Source organism: Neobacillus sp. 114, from assembly GCF_030127045.1.
Classification (GTDB): domain Bacteria; phylum Bacillota; class Bacilli; order Bacillales; family Cytobacillaceae; genus Neobacillus; species Neobacillus rhizophilus.
The window spans coordinates 770,564-787,562 of record NZ_CP126144.1 but is presented as its reverse complement, the minus strand read 5'-3'; the positions used below and the strand labels follow the sequence as shown (position 1 = coordinate 787,562).

Sequence of the window (16,999 nt, the reverse complement as noted above, 5' to 3'; positions counted from 1 at the left end):
AACTTACAAACTATATTTTAGTTGGAACTCTTTCTAACCATAAAATAGTTAAAAGAAAGTACAACTTCACTCCTTTTTTTAGCAATATTTACGAAACGGTTTATAAGTTATTTACGTTGAAAACGCTTTAATCCTTATATATCCATTCAATCAAATGTTAAAGTGAAAAAAAATACTCTTTTTTACTGAAAAATCTGAATAAATTGACAAAATATATTGTTTTTTATATTGGAAAGTTCTATCATGATAGTAAATACTTACTATATTTTTTGGTTAAAGGAGAAAATCTATGTCCAAGATCAGTAATATCGGTGAGCTAAAAATTAATAGTTTTGATATCTTATTCTCTAGTCAATCATTTGGAATACTACGAAAAGCATTATTTCATAATATAGGTTCCCATAAGACGAAAGGGTTTTTATTAAGATTAGGCAAGGAATTAGGCGCTCAAACGGCATCTGAATTATTAGAAACTCATTCTCCAGAATATGTAGTCAACCAAGCCATCATGATCCATAAAAAGATGGGCCATGTATCAGACGTAATTACAAAAAGAGACCAAAAATATGATAAGAATGGAAATTTACTTTATATAAACACGAAAGGAATCTGGTTTGATTCCTATGAAGCCATACTCCATTTGAAACATCATGAAGTTTCAACCGAATGCTCTTGTTATACGTTAAGTGGTTTTGCAACTGGATATCTTTCTAAAGCATTTAATGCAGCTGTTATGGTAAGAGAGACAAAATGCAAGGCAAGAGGAGATGAAAATTGTGAATTCGTCATAAAATTAGAAGAAGATTGGCAGGAGGAATACCCCGAAGAAATTTTGCTATATAATGAGCAAACCATTTATGATGAGTTAGAACTTACGTATGATAAACTTCTGAAACAAAAAAACCTTCTAGATAAAATATCTGTATTTCATAACCAGTTAACCGAAAGCGTTTCCAAAAACCAAAGCATTCCCGTTGTAATTGAAACGGCCTACCACAATATCAAAATACCCATCTTAATCGAAGATCGACACGGAAACATGATTGTTCAGTATGGCTTAACGGAAGCCCAACTTAAGGAATTAAAATCAGTTAGAAAAGCAAAAATGTTTTATGTTGAATCGTATAATCAAACGCAGTATTTTGAATCAGAAAAATTTAATGAACTCAAAACTCCTATTTATTTGGAAAATAAAGTGTTTGCCTATTGTTCTTTTATATACTATGAACATATACGGAAAGAGCCTAATGACCATACTTTTCTAGAACGCATCTCTACCATCTCTACTTTATGCTTTATTAATGAGAAAATTCAGTTTGAGGCACAAGAAAGAATGAAGATTTCTGTGTTAGATGACCTCATTACAAAACAATATGACTCCATAGACGATATAAAGCAGAAATTCAAGTATCTGAAACAACCGCTAGTAGGTCCATTCTATGTGGCTCTGGTGAATGTTAATCAGAAGGGATACAAGGAGAATACGACCGATTTATATCCTATTTGTCTTGAATTAGCTAAGCAGTGTGAAAGTGAGGACCTCATTGTCGTTGTATCCAGGTATAACGATCATTGTGTGATTTTAATCGGATCTCCAATTAAAACTTCTAATTTAAAACAAATCATGAAAAGAATGATCACAAAGGTGCAAAAATCACTTCCAGATTACACCTTTAAGATTGGTGTCAGCAATAAATTTGAAGATTTACTCGACATTGATACGTACTTGTTACAAGCTACAAACTCTGTTCGTTCTCCATTTCATGAAAATATTATACTTCACGATGATTTAGGCTTTATTGGTTCCATCGTGAATACTTATAACTATGAACAGCTAATCGAATTAGCCAAAAAAGAACTAAAAATTCTTTATACCTCCAATGATGACAAAAATAAAGAATTATTAAATACGTTATATATCTATTTAAAAAACAATGGGAAATTAGAAAAGACCATGCATGATTTATCGTTATCAATTGGAGGGATTCAGTATCGGATCAGAAAAATTGAAGAAATAATAGGTAAAAGTTTAAAAGATTTTCGCAATTCGGCTTACTTACTATTATTAATTGAAAGTATGATACTTATTGATAAAATAAAAATAGAACCTTAAGTGAGAACCTTATTAAGCTAGTGCCAAAGGATTTCAATATTGAAAAAAGTGCTATCAAGACTGGATTCCATACCAAATCTCGATGGCACTTTTTTAGATTGACAAAGCTATTTCATCGCATGAGGAAGATAAGAAACAAATTGTGGCACAAGGGTAATGATGGCAATCAATAATATCATTAAACACAAATACGGAGCAGCTGCATAGGACATCTTTATAAGGTTCAAAGGAGTTCCTTGTTTCTCTGAAATTTGCATCATGACAAACAGGTTCAGCCCTATTGGCGGTGTTATGGCCGACATTTCTAAAGCGATAATCGTAAAAATACCGAACCACAGTAAGTCAACGCCATAGCTGACTAAAATTGGATGTAGGATTGGAACCATGATTAATAGGATCGATATTACATCCATAAACATTCCTAAAATAACAAAGATGACAAAAATCAATAATAATAATGTCCACTTATTCATATTTAGTGACTCTAGCCCTAGCTGAATCGCTTGCGGTAATTCAATCGCCGTAATGGCAAATCCAAATAGTAAAGCTGCGGCTAATATTAACGCAATCATCCCGACATTTGAAGCTGTCTCTTTAAGAGATTCAAATAATCCTTTTAGATTTATTCCTTTGTAAACAAACAAGGCTAACAGCAAGGAGACAATACAGGCAACTGCTGCCGATTCTGTAACTGTAAAGATCCCCGAATATATCCCCAAAATAATAATCACCGGTAATAGGAATAGCCAGCTGACTTCTTTTAAAGCTGCCATCCTTTCCTTTTTGCTCGCTTTTTCTCCTCTATTCAGCTTTTTCCCATATACAACGATCACATATACGATAAAGATAATCACCAAGATGATACCTGGGATGATTCCAGCCATAAATAAATCTGTTATGGATACATTCGTCATTGCCCCATATAAAATCATCGGGCCGCTTGGAGGGATTAAAATCCCCAATGTACCAGCTGCGGCAATAATCCCGTATGCCAGTCTTTTAGGATACCCATTTTTTATCATTTCACTAGATGCGATATATCCAATGGTCACTACCGTTGCAATACTGGACCCCGTTAATGAGGCAAAAAATGCACACGTCAATACACTTGCAATAGCCAAACCTCCTGGCAAATGTCCAAACCATTTATTTGCCGCATCAAAGGCCCTTGTTCCGATTCCACTTTTTAACAATATTTGTCCAGTTAGAACAAATAATGGAATTGCTATTAAAATACTATTATTAAGAGAATTAAAGAGTAGTTGTGGTACTTGTAAATTTGCTACAAGAGGGTCTAAGTAAACCATTAATACTCCAGCACTTACCATGATTAATGCGAATGCAACAGGCATTCCTAAAAGGATAATTATCATTAATATCCCTAAAATGATTACGTAATCCAAACACAACCCCCCCTAACCCAGTACTTGAGTTTCATTTGCCGCCTCATGTTGGTCTTTAAGAAATAAAAGCAGCAAATGCCTAATAATAGCTAAACATAGGAGGACACTGCCTATTACTAAAGAACTCTGAGGGATCCAAATCGGAACTTGAATGATTGATAAGTCCTTTGCATGTTTCACATACGAACTATGCATCATGACCCAACTGTGCTTCGTTAAAAAAATAAAGAAAACTAATGAAACGATCATCATGAAAGTTTCTAATACCTTATTGGTTTTCCTAGAAAACAAATTTGTGAGAATATCGATTTTAATATGTTCTACATTATACATCGCGAAGGCAGCTGCCATGTAGGAAGCAGCAATAAAAAAGTATACAGAAATTGGTTCAACCCAATGAATGGGGATCATGATATTTCTACCTGCTACACTTATTAAAACCATAGCAGCGATTAAAAAAATAAGGAGGCCGGCAATAATACCGGCAACTTCCAATATTTTACCTATTATATAGGTAATCATTTTTACTATTTTCATATCATCACCCTTTTAATTTCTTGAAGAATTGATAATGTCCATTATTTTCTTTCCTACATCTCCCGTAGTTTGATAGAAATCTTCGAGAACCTTGTCCTCTACTGGTTTGAATGATTTCTTATCTACTTCTACAAACTTCATTCCTTTTTCACTTAGAGTCTTTGCATTTGCCTCCTGTTGTTTTTGGACTTCCTTGGACATCCATCCTTCTACCTCTTTAGAAGATTCTAATATGATGTTTCGTGTTTCTTCAGGAAGAGAATTCCACCAATCTAAATTCACTAGTGAAATGGAAATCCCGGCGTTTTGCGGTCCTGTATAATATTTAGTCACTTCATAATATTGTTGGGCAATGAAGGCAACTGGCGCTGACAAACCTGCATCAATCGTTCCTCTTTGTAATGCCTGAACGACCTCTGCCCCTGGCATCGTGATTGGGGTACCACCAGCTGCTTCTACAAATTTGGACATAAGCGGACTTGTTGTTCTCACCTTTTTACCCTTAAAATCATTAGGAGTTTTCAGTGGAGTATCTTTCGATGCATAATACGCCATTCCAAAGTCTCCCCAAATAATGGGGTAAAGGTTGGCTTTAGCAAATTCATCTTCAAAAATTTTACGTACACCGTTATCCAATGATCTGTGAAGGTGTTCGTAATCATCAAATACAGGCAATACAATAAGCTCGGCACTTGGAACTAAAGATGTTAACATTTCAAACGTTGTTGCGCCAGCTTCGATTTGTCCTGAAGAGATCGCATCTACTATCCCTATATCATTGTAAAGTTGTCCAGAGGGATAAATACTGATCTTAATTTTCCCACCGCTCTTTTTGCTCACTAATTCTTTTAATTTCTCAAAACCCTTATGGGTATGCTGTTCTACTGGATATCCATGGGCAAATTTAAAGGATACTTCTTCCACGTTACCTTTTGTGCTTTTGTTCGTTTCACTTTCTTTCTTCGTAGTGCCATTTGAAGAGGATGAACTACAACCAACCATCGTGACTAGTGCTAGCACAATCATGAATATCAACAATTTATTTTTCATTTAAACTCCACCCCTATTAAATTGTTTTATTAAAGTACTCCTTCACAAGCTTATTAAATGTTTCTTTATGTTCCAACTGTGCCCAGTGACCGCATTGTCCTAAGACAAATAAATGGGCATTAGGTAAATGATCTAACAGATAGTAGCTTGAATCAATGGAACAAACATGGTCCTCCTTGCCATGAATTAAGAGAATTTCATGATTGATTCTTTTTAAAGCCGTAGGTGGCACAGGCAAGGGCGCTGTACTGAAAAAGGCATTATTTGACCTTTTCACTTCCTCTTTTAAAGCGATTTCAAAACGTTCATCAATAAACGAATCAATAATTGGAGCCATTTTCTCTACATCAAAGACAAACCATTCCATAATTTGTCTTAATTTTTTGGGAGTTGGAGCTTGATAGAAATTTCGAGCCCTTGCCAATTCAATGCTCATCTTTGTTACTGGAGTTCCACCGGGGCCCATCAAAATTACTCGATCAAATCGATAAGGATGCTCCATTAATAATTCCAATGCAATCGAACAACCTAAAGAATTTCCGACAATGTTTGCTTTTTCAATTTTCATTTCATCCATTAATTCAATTATTTGCTTCACCCATAAATCGAGCCATTCTTGCCTAGTCTTCGGAGGCTCAACCGGATGACTGCTGTTGGCAAAGCCAAATAGATCTGGAGCAATGCAATGGAACTGTTCTTGACAACTGTCTAAAACATAACTCCAATTCGCAAGAGCTGTGACTCCTGGACCAGAACCGTGAATAAAAATTACTTTATTCTTATTTTCAGCCCCTGATTCATTCACATAGGTTTTAAAATTTTCTGTATTAACATGGCGAGTTGAAATGGTTGAAGTGGTTGTACTCATATTCTTTCCTCCTCTTTCTTTATCATATTTTCAAAGATTTCTTCGTTGTGTTGCCCTAGGAATGGAGCTGGTTGATAGTTATCAACGATAGATCTTGAAAGTTTTATTGTTGAACCCGGAACTTTCACTTTACCTTTTGTAGGATGATTGATTTCTACAATCATGTTTCTCTCTATTAAGTGGCGATCATTTGCAACTTCTTTAATCGTCAGTACCGGTGCTGCCGGTACCCCTTTTTCAGTTAATATTTCAACAATTTCCCATTTATTGATATTCTTTGTCCATTCAGTGACAAATTGGTCAACCTCATCCATATGTGCTGCCCGGCTGATTGTATTTTTAAACTCTTCTTTTTCAAGTAGATGTTGTTGTTCTAATATGTCAACGAGTAACTGCCAATGTCGCTCGGTTGCACATATAATAGCAACAAATCCATCTTTGGAAGGATAGACATTGTATGGTGCTGACCTTAACCCACTATGCTTATTCCCTGTTCTTTCGCAATAATTGTCAGGATCGCCATCGTACAATGCAGCTAAAGGAGAAGCTAATGTCGGATAAAGAGCGTCATGCATTGATACTTCTACTTTTTGCCCTTCTCCAGTCCTTTCTCTATGATAAAGAGCTAAACCAATGCCTGCTAATAAATGCGTTCCGCCTAACAAATCAGCAATAGCAGGTCCTGCTTTAACCGGAGGCATTTCCGGATAACCTGTAGAGCTCATCACTCCTCCAATGGCTTGCACCGTTAGATCCATTCCTGGGAAATTTTGATAAGGGCCTGTTAGGCCATAAGCCGTTGCTGTCGCATAGATGAGCCTTGGGTTTGTCTTTTTTAAGACTTCGTCATAATCCAACTCTAATCGCTTCATGACTCCTGGGGTAAAATTTTCTACTAAAATATCTGCTTGTTCCACTAGTTTCAAAAATGCCTTTTTTCCGTCTTTACTTTTCAAATCTAAGGTGACACCGTATTTATTTGTGTTGAACATTAAAAATTCATGGGGAACTTTGCTTTCATGTCTTTCTCGTAAAATATCCCCCTTTGGACTCTCAACTTTTATTACTTTTGCCCCGTGGTAAGCTAGTTGTAGTGTACAGTACGGTCCCTGATATACTTGGCTTAAGTCTAAGACAACCAGCCCTTCTAATGCCTTCATGCTTTTACCACCTTTATTGAGTTATAATCTCCCATAAGCCTTTTTCTTCAGCTAAGACAAAACGACTGATTTCTTGCGACCAGTACGATTCAGATTGATACTCGTCTCTTAGGGACCATAATTTTCTTGTGTAGTAGTGGAGTATGTGTTCCTGTGTAAACCCCATAGCTGCATGAATCTGGTGAGCGATTGCTGTAGCTGTGCTTATTGCCTCGCAAACTTTTAATTTTGCAACCATCAACTCTAAATAAAATTGTTGATCCATTTCATCCTTGAGAGATTCAATACAAGTACGTGTCATGATTTCAGCCTGTTTTACCGATTCTGCCATAATAGAAAGATTATTTTTATTCATTTGAAAGCTGCTAATCGGCTTTCCAAATTGAATTCTTGTATTTGCATGTTCAATTGTTAATTCAACTATTTTCTTTAATGCACCAGTAGCTACAGCTAAGTTAAGTAACAGTTGCAATGAAAAATAATAGTTAACCACTGATGGATCAATTGATTTAACTAGTTTGGGTGAATGATTGATTAGCTCAAACGAATAGACTGGTTCATTAGCTAAATTGTGTTTTATTTTAAAATCTAATTGACTAGCATCCAGCAAAACTAGATTTTCTTCCCCGCGTTCATTGGTTCCTATTACTAAAACATCGTTCCCTTTTGTATATCCATATATATTTTCAATCTTACCGTTAGCCAAATACTCCTCTTCCGAGTTGATTTTTATTCTTTGGTCAAACGGTCCACATGAAAGGTGGCTCTTTGAATCTAATTTTTCTTGATAAGCTATCCAATTACGAAATAAGATAGCGGTAAATGGGATGGGGAGCGCATAGTTACCAGCAATAACAGCTAATTCCAGCGCATGCTTTTTCTCAAATCCACTTCCCCCATCAGCTTCATCTATCCCAATCAAATAAACTCCAAATTCCTCTAACGTCTCTAATAATTGAGTCGGGACTCCTTTGGATTCAGATTCCTCAAGTAAATCTTTATCACAAAAGTCATCAAGGATTTTTTCAAAAGACTCTTTCAATATTAATTCCATTTCATCCATTATTCATCACCCCTTTAGAAATAATCGTTCTTAAAATTTCTGTCGTTCCACCTCTTAGGGTAAATCCTGGCGAATGTAAAATAGATTGTGCTGCATAAACCTCGATTCTTTTATCTGAATCTAAAGAAGGGTAGATGGATGCAGTATTTCTAGCTGTGTGAATAATTCGGTTTTCTAGCTGGGTTCCGAGATCTTTTACCATTGCGGCTTCTGTGTTTGGTGTCTTTTTTTGTTCCAATAAAGACGCGACCTCTAAGGACATTTTTCGCAAAGTTACTAAACTGGCAATACAAGAGCCTAAGTCTTGTAAATCAGACTGCACATTCCCTTCAGATTTTACGATCTCGATTAATTCTTCTAGTAATGGATACGTACTGAGGAATCTCTCGGGACCACTTCTTTCAAATGCTAATTCTGTTAATCCTTGTTGCCAGCCATTTCCCGCAACCCCAACTAAATTCTCTTTTGGCACTTTTACATCTTCAAAAAATACTTCATTAAATTCATGCTCCCCCGTCATTAGATGGACAGGTCTGATGGTTACGCCTGGTGACTTCAAATCCACTATAATTTGACTCATACCTTCATATTTGTTCTTTTCATTCTTGGGGGAAGTCCTACAGAGTACAAGAATAAAGTGTGCATGGTGTGCACCTGTTGTCCAAATCTTACTTCCATTTAAAAGCCAATAATCTCCTTTGTCTTCGGCTCTTGTGGATATTGATGCCAAATCACTTCCTGAGTTTGGTTCACTTAAACCGATAGCAAAATATAATTCTCCCTTGCAAATAGATGGTAAATATTTCATTTTTTGTTCTTCCGTTCCAAACTTTAGCAACAAGGGAGCTGTTTGTCTGTCTGCTACCCAGTGGGCAGAAACCGGTGCACCATTTGATAAAATTTCTTCTAAAACAACATATCTCTCTAAATTGCTTTTCTCCTGACCAGCATATTTTTTGGGAATCGTCATCCCAATCCAACCTTTTTTAGCCAACTTTTTGCTAAACTCTGGTGAAAAACCAGAAATACTTGCATCACACCTAACAGTAAACGTTCCATTCAATTTTTCTTCTTTTATAAATTCTCTCACTGCTGATCTTAGTTCTCTAATGTCAGATTGGGTATTAAATTCAGCGATGCTAACCAAGTGAATCCTCCTTTATTTTCCGGTAAAAATAGGTTTTCTTTTTTGTAGAAATGCATTTACGGCTTCTTTGTGATCTTCCGAAGACTTAACAATAGCAAAATGGGAAGATACTAAATCTAGGGAACTGGATAAGTCTGATTTAATGGATTGCTTCACCGTTCTTTTTATCAGCCGTACAGCAATTTGAGGTTTAGCAGCTATTCTTTTAGCATATTCTAGTGATTTTTCGAAAAATGCTTCAGATGGATACACCATGTTCACTAATCCTATCTCTTTTGCTTCACTTGCAGAGATAAAGTCACCTGACCATAAGAGTTCCAGGGCTTTGGAGTATCCTACAATTCTTGGCAAATAATAGGCTCCGCCATCTCCTGGTATTAAACCGACATTTATATACCCCTCAGATACTTTAGCCGTCTCCGCCATGATTCTTATATCTGCCATAAGGGCCATATCAAGCCCAGCACCAACAGCTATCCCATTAATGGCACAAATGATCGGCTTATCAATATCATGTATCGTTAGCGCCACTCGATGAACGTTTCGCCATAAATAGTCCTTCGTTTCCGCAGGCGATAAGTCGGCTTTCATGTCATTTAGGTCTCCGCCCGAACAGAAGGCGCTTTCATTTCCGGTAATTAAAATGACTTTAATGTCTTCATTCCTTTTAGCGTTCTCTAAGGCTTCAACCCATTGATCTATCATTAATTTATTAAATGCATTTTTTTGTTTGGGTCTATTCAGAATAATCACATATACTCCATCATGCATTTCCGTCAAAATCGGGCTATTTTCCTCCATTGCTTTGATCCCTCACTTTGTTTTCACTATTTTCATATTTTTTATGATACTTTTAACATAAATTAGAATAAGAATTATTGTCAAACTATTATGAAAAATTTTACCCTCACCAATTTAATGTGTTTTTTCCCATAATTAGAAGAAAATCCTCTTTATTTTCAGTTGTTATAAGCTTTTTTTTAAAATCGGTAGAATTTTCGAAAAATATTTTTTTATAGTTCACGAGTAGTACTCAATAAAATTTATTGAAATATAGCAAAAACGTAATTTCTATAAAGACTTGATTGGAACAAAAAAAGGTCATTAAAAAAGTGCCTGGCACCACCCGAATAATGTCGACCAAAAGTCAACAAATTACGGGTAGTGACTGGCACTTTATATATTTTCTCATCCTAACATTTCAGATTTAGCTGACAGTAATCAACGGACAGTCAGGATTACTTGTCCACTCATTCATCGATCCGTCAATACGGCTACGTTTTTTTGACCAAGCATATTGAGAAAAAGCGCATTCCAGGTAAATTTGGATCTTCCAACCGCTCCGCTAACCATTCTGTATTCACGATCAATGGATGTTTACACATTTTTTCCCTCCGTTTTACCTAGTAACTATCGAAAGTAAAATAAGCGGAGATTTTTCCGTTAAATGCAGAATGGAGCTCTTTTCGGGGTAATTAAGGGAAGGTTTTCCGATTATTCAAAGCAAAATCCTCCATTTTCACGTTTTACGAGTCAATAGGCGGAATTTCTCCGTCTATTTAAGCTATTTTTGATTTTACTTACTAATTAAGCGAAATTTTTCCGTCTATTTATCTGATCGGGTGCTTAACATGATCCCCCAACCGATAAGTGCGGCGCTTCTGGGTTGTTATCTCTGGCGTCTTGTCGATTGCGCGAGGCATACTGGATTATTTAGGCATTCCAAGGGGTTCTCTTAATGGCATGGGCGGCTATTTTAGTTACAGATGCATTAGTCGTGAAGAAGCTGCTCAAAATGGGACCGAAAGAATATGAAGCGAGACAGGAAAAATTATATAAATGGAATCCAGTTGGGGTTGCACCATTAATTATCTCAAGTGTTTTTGGAACGATTGCTGCATTAGGGTACATGGGAACGTTCCTGCAAAATACAGCCACTTTCTTGGCAGCCATCCTAGCCTCACTCCCCACTATTGCAATAGCTGTCTATAGGGGAGATATTACAGTAAAGAGTCTGAGGCAGTAAGGGTAAAACGTAAAAAAGAAAAACAGTGAAAACAGTCAACATTTACAAAAGAAGTACCAGTTGATTAATGCAAATAGGTCATTGATACAGGTTTGAGCAAAGTTCCTTTTATGTTTTCAACTGGTTGTTGAATAGGAGAAATTGTTTCTCTTAATAAAAAAAATTGTATCAACTGGTCTAAACGTTCAGCTATTGTACTTGGAAAGGGAGATAAGGAAAGGGAGGTGTACTTTAATATACGGTGTGAAATCTGGCTAATACGTTACTTGGACCTTCGCCAGGATACGGACATAGCTATTTTTGTAACTGAACGGCATCCAAATAAAATGAGTATTGGACAGATGAGGTACATCATAAAACGAATATCCAGTCGGGCAGTGATCAACAAAGAAATTCATCCACACCAACTACGCAACAGCTTATTCCCCCGAAATAACCTTTATATTATAAATACTTATTACTCACCGTGCTCTGTAATAATTAGGTATCCTAATCATTTTATTCTTAAAATCAATCTTCGGAGGTAATTCAGATGAGGTTTTTTTTAGTTCGATTACCCCTACATCGGTAATACTAAAACGAGCTATATATTCATCATTATTATTAATAATTACAAATTCATCATTGTTTTTAAATAAAGCAAAATTGAATTGCATTATGAGTTGCCAATTGTGAACTAAATTGTATTTTTCTAAAGGGATGATTTGTTCTTCCACCATTTTTTCTTCATTTGGCTTTTGTTTTTGTTTATTATCATTCCCCACCAATGAATTCTTCTCCTCTCTTTTCTACTCATTTAGATAAACTATGAATGGTTTTGTCTCCGAGTGTGGATGTTTGTCCCAAAAATAAAAAAAGAGTCTATAAATAGCCCTGAAAATGTGTACAAAAATTAACCAACACAGAGTTAAAAAGGGAATTTCAACGGATTCAACAAGATCATAAGAATCATGCTCTAAAAGTCGCGGAAAGAGAGTCAGAAGTAAGATGCAGTCGTCAACAAGTTGAACATAAAATGCCAAAGGATGTAAACTTAGCGATTTACTTAGAATATGATATGTCTAAAACCGCCAGTATTGGCCCAGGGGAAATTCATTATCTATTAATGGAGGGACCATATGACTACCTTAATTATTTATGCCCACTCAAATAAGGATAGCCTTAATCATGCAATATTAGAGAACGTTATGAAAGGGTTAAAGGAAGCCAAACGGAAATTTGAATTAATTGATTTATACGCGGAGAAATTTGATCCTGTTTTAGTCATCGATAATCAGCATAAACCAAGGGATTTAATCCATGATCCATATACTGAAAAGTATCGAAAAAAAATTGAGCAGGCTGACCAGTTAATTTTCATTTACCCGATTTGGTGGTATGGTGTACCAGCCATTTTAAAAGGCTTTTTTGATCGCGTGTTTGTTTCCGGATTTGCGTATCAACACAAAGGAGCATTTCCGAAAGGGTTATTGAAGAATAAATCGGCATGGGTTATTTACACCATCGATGCTCCCTCTTTATTTATTCGATTGTTTAGAAAAAATGTCGAATGGATTGTAGTAAGAGATTACATTTTAAAGTTCTGCGGCATTAAAAATATCAAAAGAACTCGATTAACGTCTGTTAAACATTCTACCTATAAAACTCGGCAGAAATGGCTTCAAAAAATCTACCAGCACGCAAAAGTAATTTGAACATATGGGATTGCACGTCAAAAAAAAAAGAAAGTTTAAAAGGAGCGCGAAATTTGTGCTCCTTTTCTTATTAAAATTGTGACTAATTGTTTTGATTTTTTTACTCATTAAATAAATGAATATTCATATTGCTAGATGAATATGAATACATAGTGAGTTTTTGAAAGTGGGTGGGTATCATGATGGATCGGGTAAATGCGGAAATCAACCGAATCACCGATCAGCTCATAAAGGACCAATCAGCTGACGGGTCCTGGCAATATCCCTTCGAGACCGGAATCGCAACAGACTGCAGTATGATTATCCTATTAAGGACATTGGAGATAGATGATGAGGAATTCATAAAAGAATTGGTGAAACGAATTGCAGGAAAACAGCAGGAAGATGGGTCATGGAAGCTGTTTCATGACGAAGAAAAAGGAAATCTGACAGCCACAGTGGAAGCTTATTATGCCCTTCTTTATTCTGGTTACCGCGATCGAAAAGACCAGGAAATCCAGGCAGCCAGACGGTTTATTATGGCCAATGGAGGGGCTACGGAAGTCCATATGTTTTTGAAAATCATGTTGGCCATAACAGGACAATGTGAGTGGCCGCACTTCCCTATTAATATTGAAGTGATGCTTTTACCAGACTCCTTTCCCATCAATCTTTTTGACCTCTCCGTGTACGGAAGAGCGAACATTATCCCTTTTTTGATTCTCGCCAATACGAATTTTCGTAAGAGAACGCCTCGATCGCCCAATCTCTCCGATTTATTTCAAAAAAAAAATATTCGTTTTTTTTCAGAGGATCAGGCAGAAGAGGCCCGCTCAGTGATCAATCTGATTAAACAAGGGATACAGAGTCTGAAATTCCATGGAAACCTTCGCGAATTGACATTATCTCGTGCAGAAAAATATATGCTAGACCGAATAGAACCGGACGGCACCTATTTAAATTATTTCAGCACGACTTCTCTCATGATTTATGCCTTACTGGCGAGGGGGTATCCAACTACACATCCGGTGATTACTCGTGCCGTGCAAGGATTAAAAGCGATGACCTGCCATATTGACGGAGAACTTCACTGCCAATATACGACGGCTACGGTATGGAACACGACGTTAATTAGTTATGCTCTGCAAGAATCCGGTGTCCTCTATTCAGCGGATACCGTCCAGAAGGCAAACCAATATATCCTCTCCCGTCAACATATCAAATACGGGGATTGGGTCATTCATGAACCGAACCTGTTGCCTGGAGGCTGGGGCTTTGCTGACATGAATACAATCCATCCTGATATTGACGACACAACGGCAGCACTAAGAGCGATTCGAACTTTGGCTATCGAACAGGCAGAGCGTCGGCAGGCTTGGGATCGCGGAATCAACTGGCTCATTTCCATACAAAACAATGACGGTGGCTGGGCAGCATTCGAAAAGAACGTGAACAAGAAAATATTAAACCTGTTACCGATTGAGGGCGGAAAAGATTTGTTGATTGATCCGTCAACGGTTGATTTAACAGGAAGGACATTAGAGTTTTTTGGGAACTATACCCATTTGGATTTTCACCATCCTAGGGTGAAACGTGGGATTCGTTGGCTGTTAAAGAATCAAAATTCGGATGGTTCTTGGGTGGGGCGCTGGGGCGTCTATATTTATGGCACATGGGCGGCTGTGACTGGATTGGTTGCGGTTGGGGTTTCCCCTAATCATCCATCCATTCAGAAGGCTGTAAACTGGTTAAAAGCCATTCAAAATCAAGACGGAGGTTGGGGAGAATCCTGTAAGAGTGATATCGATAATTGTTATGTGCCGCTCCGCGAAAGTACCCGTACTCATACCGCATGGGCCCTTGACACACTTATCTCGGCCGCGACTGATGTCACACCTGAAATTGAACACGGTGCAGCTTTTTTAGTGGACAGAAAAGAAAAAGATTGGACAAAGACCTATCCAAAAGGAAGGGGAATGGCGGGATCCTTTTATCTCAATTATCATTGTTATGAATACGTTTTTCCATTACTGGCCCTGGCGCATTATAAAACTTTAGCGGAAGGGAGTTAAAAACAGGGCGAGTTGGCAGCTAGGGATGCTAGATAGAGTAATAAAACATATAGGCTGGCATATTTTTACATCCTGTCCCATACACTGAACAAAACTACAACCATACAAAGTCTTGGTGAAATACAAATTCTTTCCAACAAGCAGGAGGTAAAAGATGCTTGAAACATTTCTCCAATTTTTCGACCTTCATACAGTCATTTGGTTGTTCCCTATCATCTTTATTTTCCATGACCTAGAAGAGATCATAACCATTGAATCTTCCATGAGTAAATACAAATATAGTTCTCAAAAATCTCCCTTCATCGAACTAACATTAAAAATGAGGCGAAAATTAGGTTCGACCGCTGCCCAACTTTCTGTTTCGGCTACATGGATTTTGCTGATTATCTCATTCACCACATTGATGACTGCCCATTTCTCCTTGAACGGAGGGGGCTTTCTCCTATATACAGCAATTCTCAATTTGTTTATTCTGCAGGCGACCATGCATATTGTTCAGTCCATCTTTTTTAAAGGCTATACACCTGGTATCATAACGGCGCTGTTCCTCCTCATCCCTTACTGTCTTATTGCCTATTACAGTTTTTTCGAACGCGGCCTGATTGACGGGCATTTAATTTTCGCAAGTATTCCCGTCAGCCTATTAATGATCCCGATTTTTCTTGTTGGCAATCTCTTAGGCCGTTGTTTTATTCACTAACTGGACCTCACTCTTTTATTTACTTGGTCAGCATTTCATTCTCGAATAACATGGCTGCTTTTCCTCATTTAACCGATAAGTTAATCCATCATAAAAAGATAGTTGCTGGAGGCGAGTAATTTGCATGTTGTCTTAACAGGAGGAACCGGGTTTCTGGGTCAAGCCTTAACACACCTGTTGACTCAAAAAGGCCATCGGGTAACCATATTAACACGACGTCTTCCTGATACTAATAGAACAGATGAGTTCGTTCATTATGTTGAATGGCTTTCTGAAGATAATCAGCCTGAAAACGAACTTGAGGATGTGGATGCAATGGTCAATTTAGCCGGGGAATCAATCAATGGCGGGCGATGGACCAAAAGTAAAAAGGATGCTATTTTGAATAGCCGTCTCACAGCCACAAAAGAGGTAATTCGAATTCTAGGACATCTTAATCCCAAGCCCAAAGTTCTTGTTAACGCCTCAGGTTTAAGTTACTACGGGATGTCAGACTTCAAGACGTTTAATGAGACTTCAAAAATTGATGCAAATGATTTTTTAGCAAAAGTTGTAAGGCTTTGGGAGAATGAAGGGGCTGCGGCCAAAGAATTTGGCATTCGAACGGTTTTCGCACGGTTCGGTATAATTCTTGGTCAAAAGGGTGCCTTACCGCTAATGGTGCTGCCGTATAAATTTGGTATTGGGGGGACAATCGGCAATGGAATGCAATGGATTTCCTGGGTTCACATTCAGGATGCAGTTGAGATGCTTTACTTTGCCATAATTAAACCCGAAATAGATGGACCGTTGAATGTGACCTCTCCTAATCCAATTCGCATGTCATCATTCGGAAGGGCAATTTCAGACGTCCTTCACCGCCCACATTGGGTCCGTGTGCCTGAGTTTTTATTAAAAGTGGCACTTGGTGAAATGAGTCAGGTTGTATTAAAAGGGCAGCGAGTACTTCCTCAAAAAGCACTTTACCACAATTACTCCTTTCATTTTACAGATGTAAAAAGTGCACTTTCTGATATTCTAGGTTAACGTTGCTTCTAACTTCTTCATCTTCAGGAGGATAAAAAACTTCATTCACTTTGTCTAAATCAAATGGATTATCCCTACCTTCATAGAACTCAAGAACCGATAGGTCTGAGAGCCATTTTGCTAACAGGACATTATCTTCTTCTAACATTCGAACTTTTAAA

14 protein-coding genes and 2 pseudogenes are annotated in these 16,999 nt (G+C 37.3%); 7 read left to right on the top strand and 9 right to left on the bottom strand.

Annotation, left to right across the window (positions count from 1 at the left end; all coding sequences use genetic code 11):
* Positions 1 to 289: 289 nt before the first annotated feature.
* Positions 290 to 2,113 carry a V4R domain-containing protein gene (locus QNN06_RS03835; protein WP_284037014.1) on the top strand — a complete coding sequence of 608 codons (1,824 nt, stop codon included), beginning with the start codon at positions 290 to 292 and terminating at the stop codon, positions 2,111 to 2,113.
* Positions 2,114 to 2,220: 107 nt separating this feature from the next.
* Here QNN06_RS03835 and QNN06_RS03830 read toward each other — a convergent pair whose 3' ends face one another.
* From QNN06_RS03830 to QNN06_RS03795, 8 genes are read right to left on the bottom strand one after another with little or no spacing between them, the layout of a single operon-like run.
* Positions 2,221 to 3,516: a TRAP transporter large permease gene (locus QNN06_RS03830; RefSeq protein WP_284037013.1), complete on the bottom strand. Its 1,296-nt coding sequence runs from the start codon at positions 3,514 to 3,516 to the stop codon at positions 2,221 to 2,223.
* Between the two features lie 12 nt (positions 3,517 to 3,528).
* Entirely contained in the window at positions 3,529 to 4,053 is a 525-nt protein-coding gene (locus QNN06_RS03825) for a TRAP transporter small permease (protein WP_284037012.1), read from the bottom strand.
* 12 nt (positions 4,054 to 4,065) lie between these two features.
* On the bottom strand, positions 4,066 to 5,103 hold the full coding sequence (locus tag QNN06_RS03820) for a TRAP transporter substrate-binding protein (RefSeq protein WP_213118716.1): 1,038 nt from the start codon (positions 5,101 to 5,103) through the stop codon (positions 4,066 to 4,068).
* A gap of 16 nt (positions 5,104 to 5,119) precedes the next feature.
* Positions 5,120 to 5,971 carry an alpha/beta fold hydrolase gene (locus QNN06_RS03815; protein WP_217033299.1) on the bottom strand — a complete coding sequence of 284 codons (852 nt, stop codon included), beginning with the start codon at positions 5,969 to 5,971 and terminating at the stop codon, positions 5,120 to 5,122.
* Complete coding sequence (locus QNN06_RS03810) at positions 5,968 to 7,131, bottom strand: CaiB/BaiF CoA transferase family protein (RefSeq protein ID WP_284037011.1); 1,164 nt, start codon at positions 7,129 to 7,131, stop codon at positions 5,968 to 5,970. Before QNN06_RS03810 ends, QNN06_RS03815 begins: the two co-directional genes overlap by 4 nt.
* 13 nt (positions 7,132 to 7,144) lie before the next feature.
* Entirely contained in the window at positions 7,145 to 8,194 is a 1,050-nt protein-coding gene (locus tag QNN06_RS03805; RefSeq protein WP_284037010.1) for an acyl-CoA dehydrogenase family protein, read from the bottom strand.
* Complete coding sequence (locus QNN06_RS03800; protein WP_284037009.1) at positions 8,187 to 9,341, bottom strand: acyl-CoA dehydrogenase family protein; 1,155 nt, start codon at positions 9,339 to 9,341, stop codon at positions 8,187 to 8,189. The genes QNN06_RS03805 and QNN06_RS03800 overlap by 8 nt, the downstream gene beginning before the upstream one ends.
* Before the next feature lie 12 nt (positions 9,342 to 9,353).
* Positions 9,354 to 10,142, bottom strand: coding sequence for an enoyl-CoA hydratase/isomerase family protein (locus tag QNN06_RS03795; RefSeq protein ID WP_284037008.1), 789 nt, complete (start codon positions 10,140 to 10,142; stop codon positions 9,354 to 9,356).
* An 852-nt stretch (positions 10,143 to 10,994) separates the two neighbouring features.
* Between QNN06_RS03795 and QNN06_RS03790 the strand changes: the two are divergent.
* Together QNN06_RS03790 and QNN06_RS03785 are read left to right on the top strand one after the other, a co-directional pair.
* Positions 10,995 to 11,328 (top strand): annotated as a pseudogene (locus tag QNN06_RS03790) (purine-cytosine permease family protein); the annotation flags it as partial.
* Between the two features lie 146 nt (positions 11,329 to 11,474).
* A pseudogene (locus QNN06_RS03785) lies at positions 11,475 to 11,786 on the top strand (tyrosine-type recombinase/integrase); the annotation flags it as partial.
* A gap of 42 nt (positions 11,787 to 11,828) precedes the next feature.
* Here the strand turns inward: QNN06_RS03785 and QNN06_RS03780 are convergent.
* Positions 11,829 to 12,134 carry a hypothetical protein gene (locus tag QNN06_RS03780; protein WP_217033291.1) on the bottom strand — a complete coding sequence of 102 codons (306 nt, stop codon included), beginning with the start codon at positions 12,132 to 12,134 and terminating at the stop codon, positions 11,829 to 11,831.
* A 351-nt stretch (positions 12,135 to 12,485) separates the two neighbouring features.
* Between QNN06_RS03780 and QNN06_RS03775 the strand changes: the two genes are divergently transcribed.
* The 4 genes from QNN06_RS03775 (at position 12,486) to QNN06_RS03760 (ending at position 16,838) form a co-directional block, all read left to right on the top strand.
* A complete protein-coding gene (locus QNN06_RS03775) occupies positions 12,486 to 13,061 on the top strand; it encodes an NAD(P)H-dependent oxidoreductase (protein WP_213118725.1) in 576 nt (191 codons plus the stop codon).
* Between the two features lie 179 nt (positions 13,062 to 13,240).
* A complete protein-coding gene (gene shc, locus QNN06_RS03770) occupies positions 13,241 to 15,112 on the top strand; it encodes a squalene--hopene cyclase (protein ID WP_213118726.1) in 1,872 nt (623 codons plus the stop codon).
* 154 nt (positions 15,113 to 15,266) lie between these two features.
* Entirely contained in the window at positions 15,267 to 15,812 is a 546-nt protein-coding gene (locus QNN06_RS03765) for an HXXEE domain-containing protein (protein WP_284037007.1), read from the top strand.
* A 120-nt stretch (positions 15,813 to 15,932) separates the two neighbouring features.
* Positions 15,933 to 16,838, top strand: coding sequence for a TIGR01777 family oxidoreductase (locus QNN06_RS03760; RefSeq protein WP_284037006.1), 906 nt, complete (start codon positions 15,933 to 15,935; stop codon positions 16,836 to 16,838).
* Positions 16,839 to 16,999: the final 161 nt, after the last annotated feature.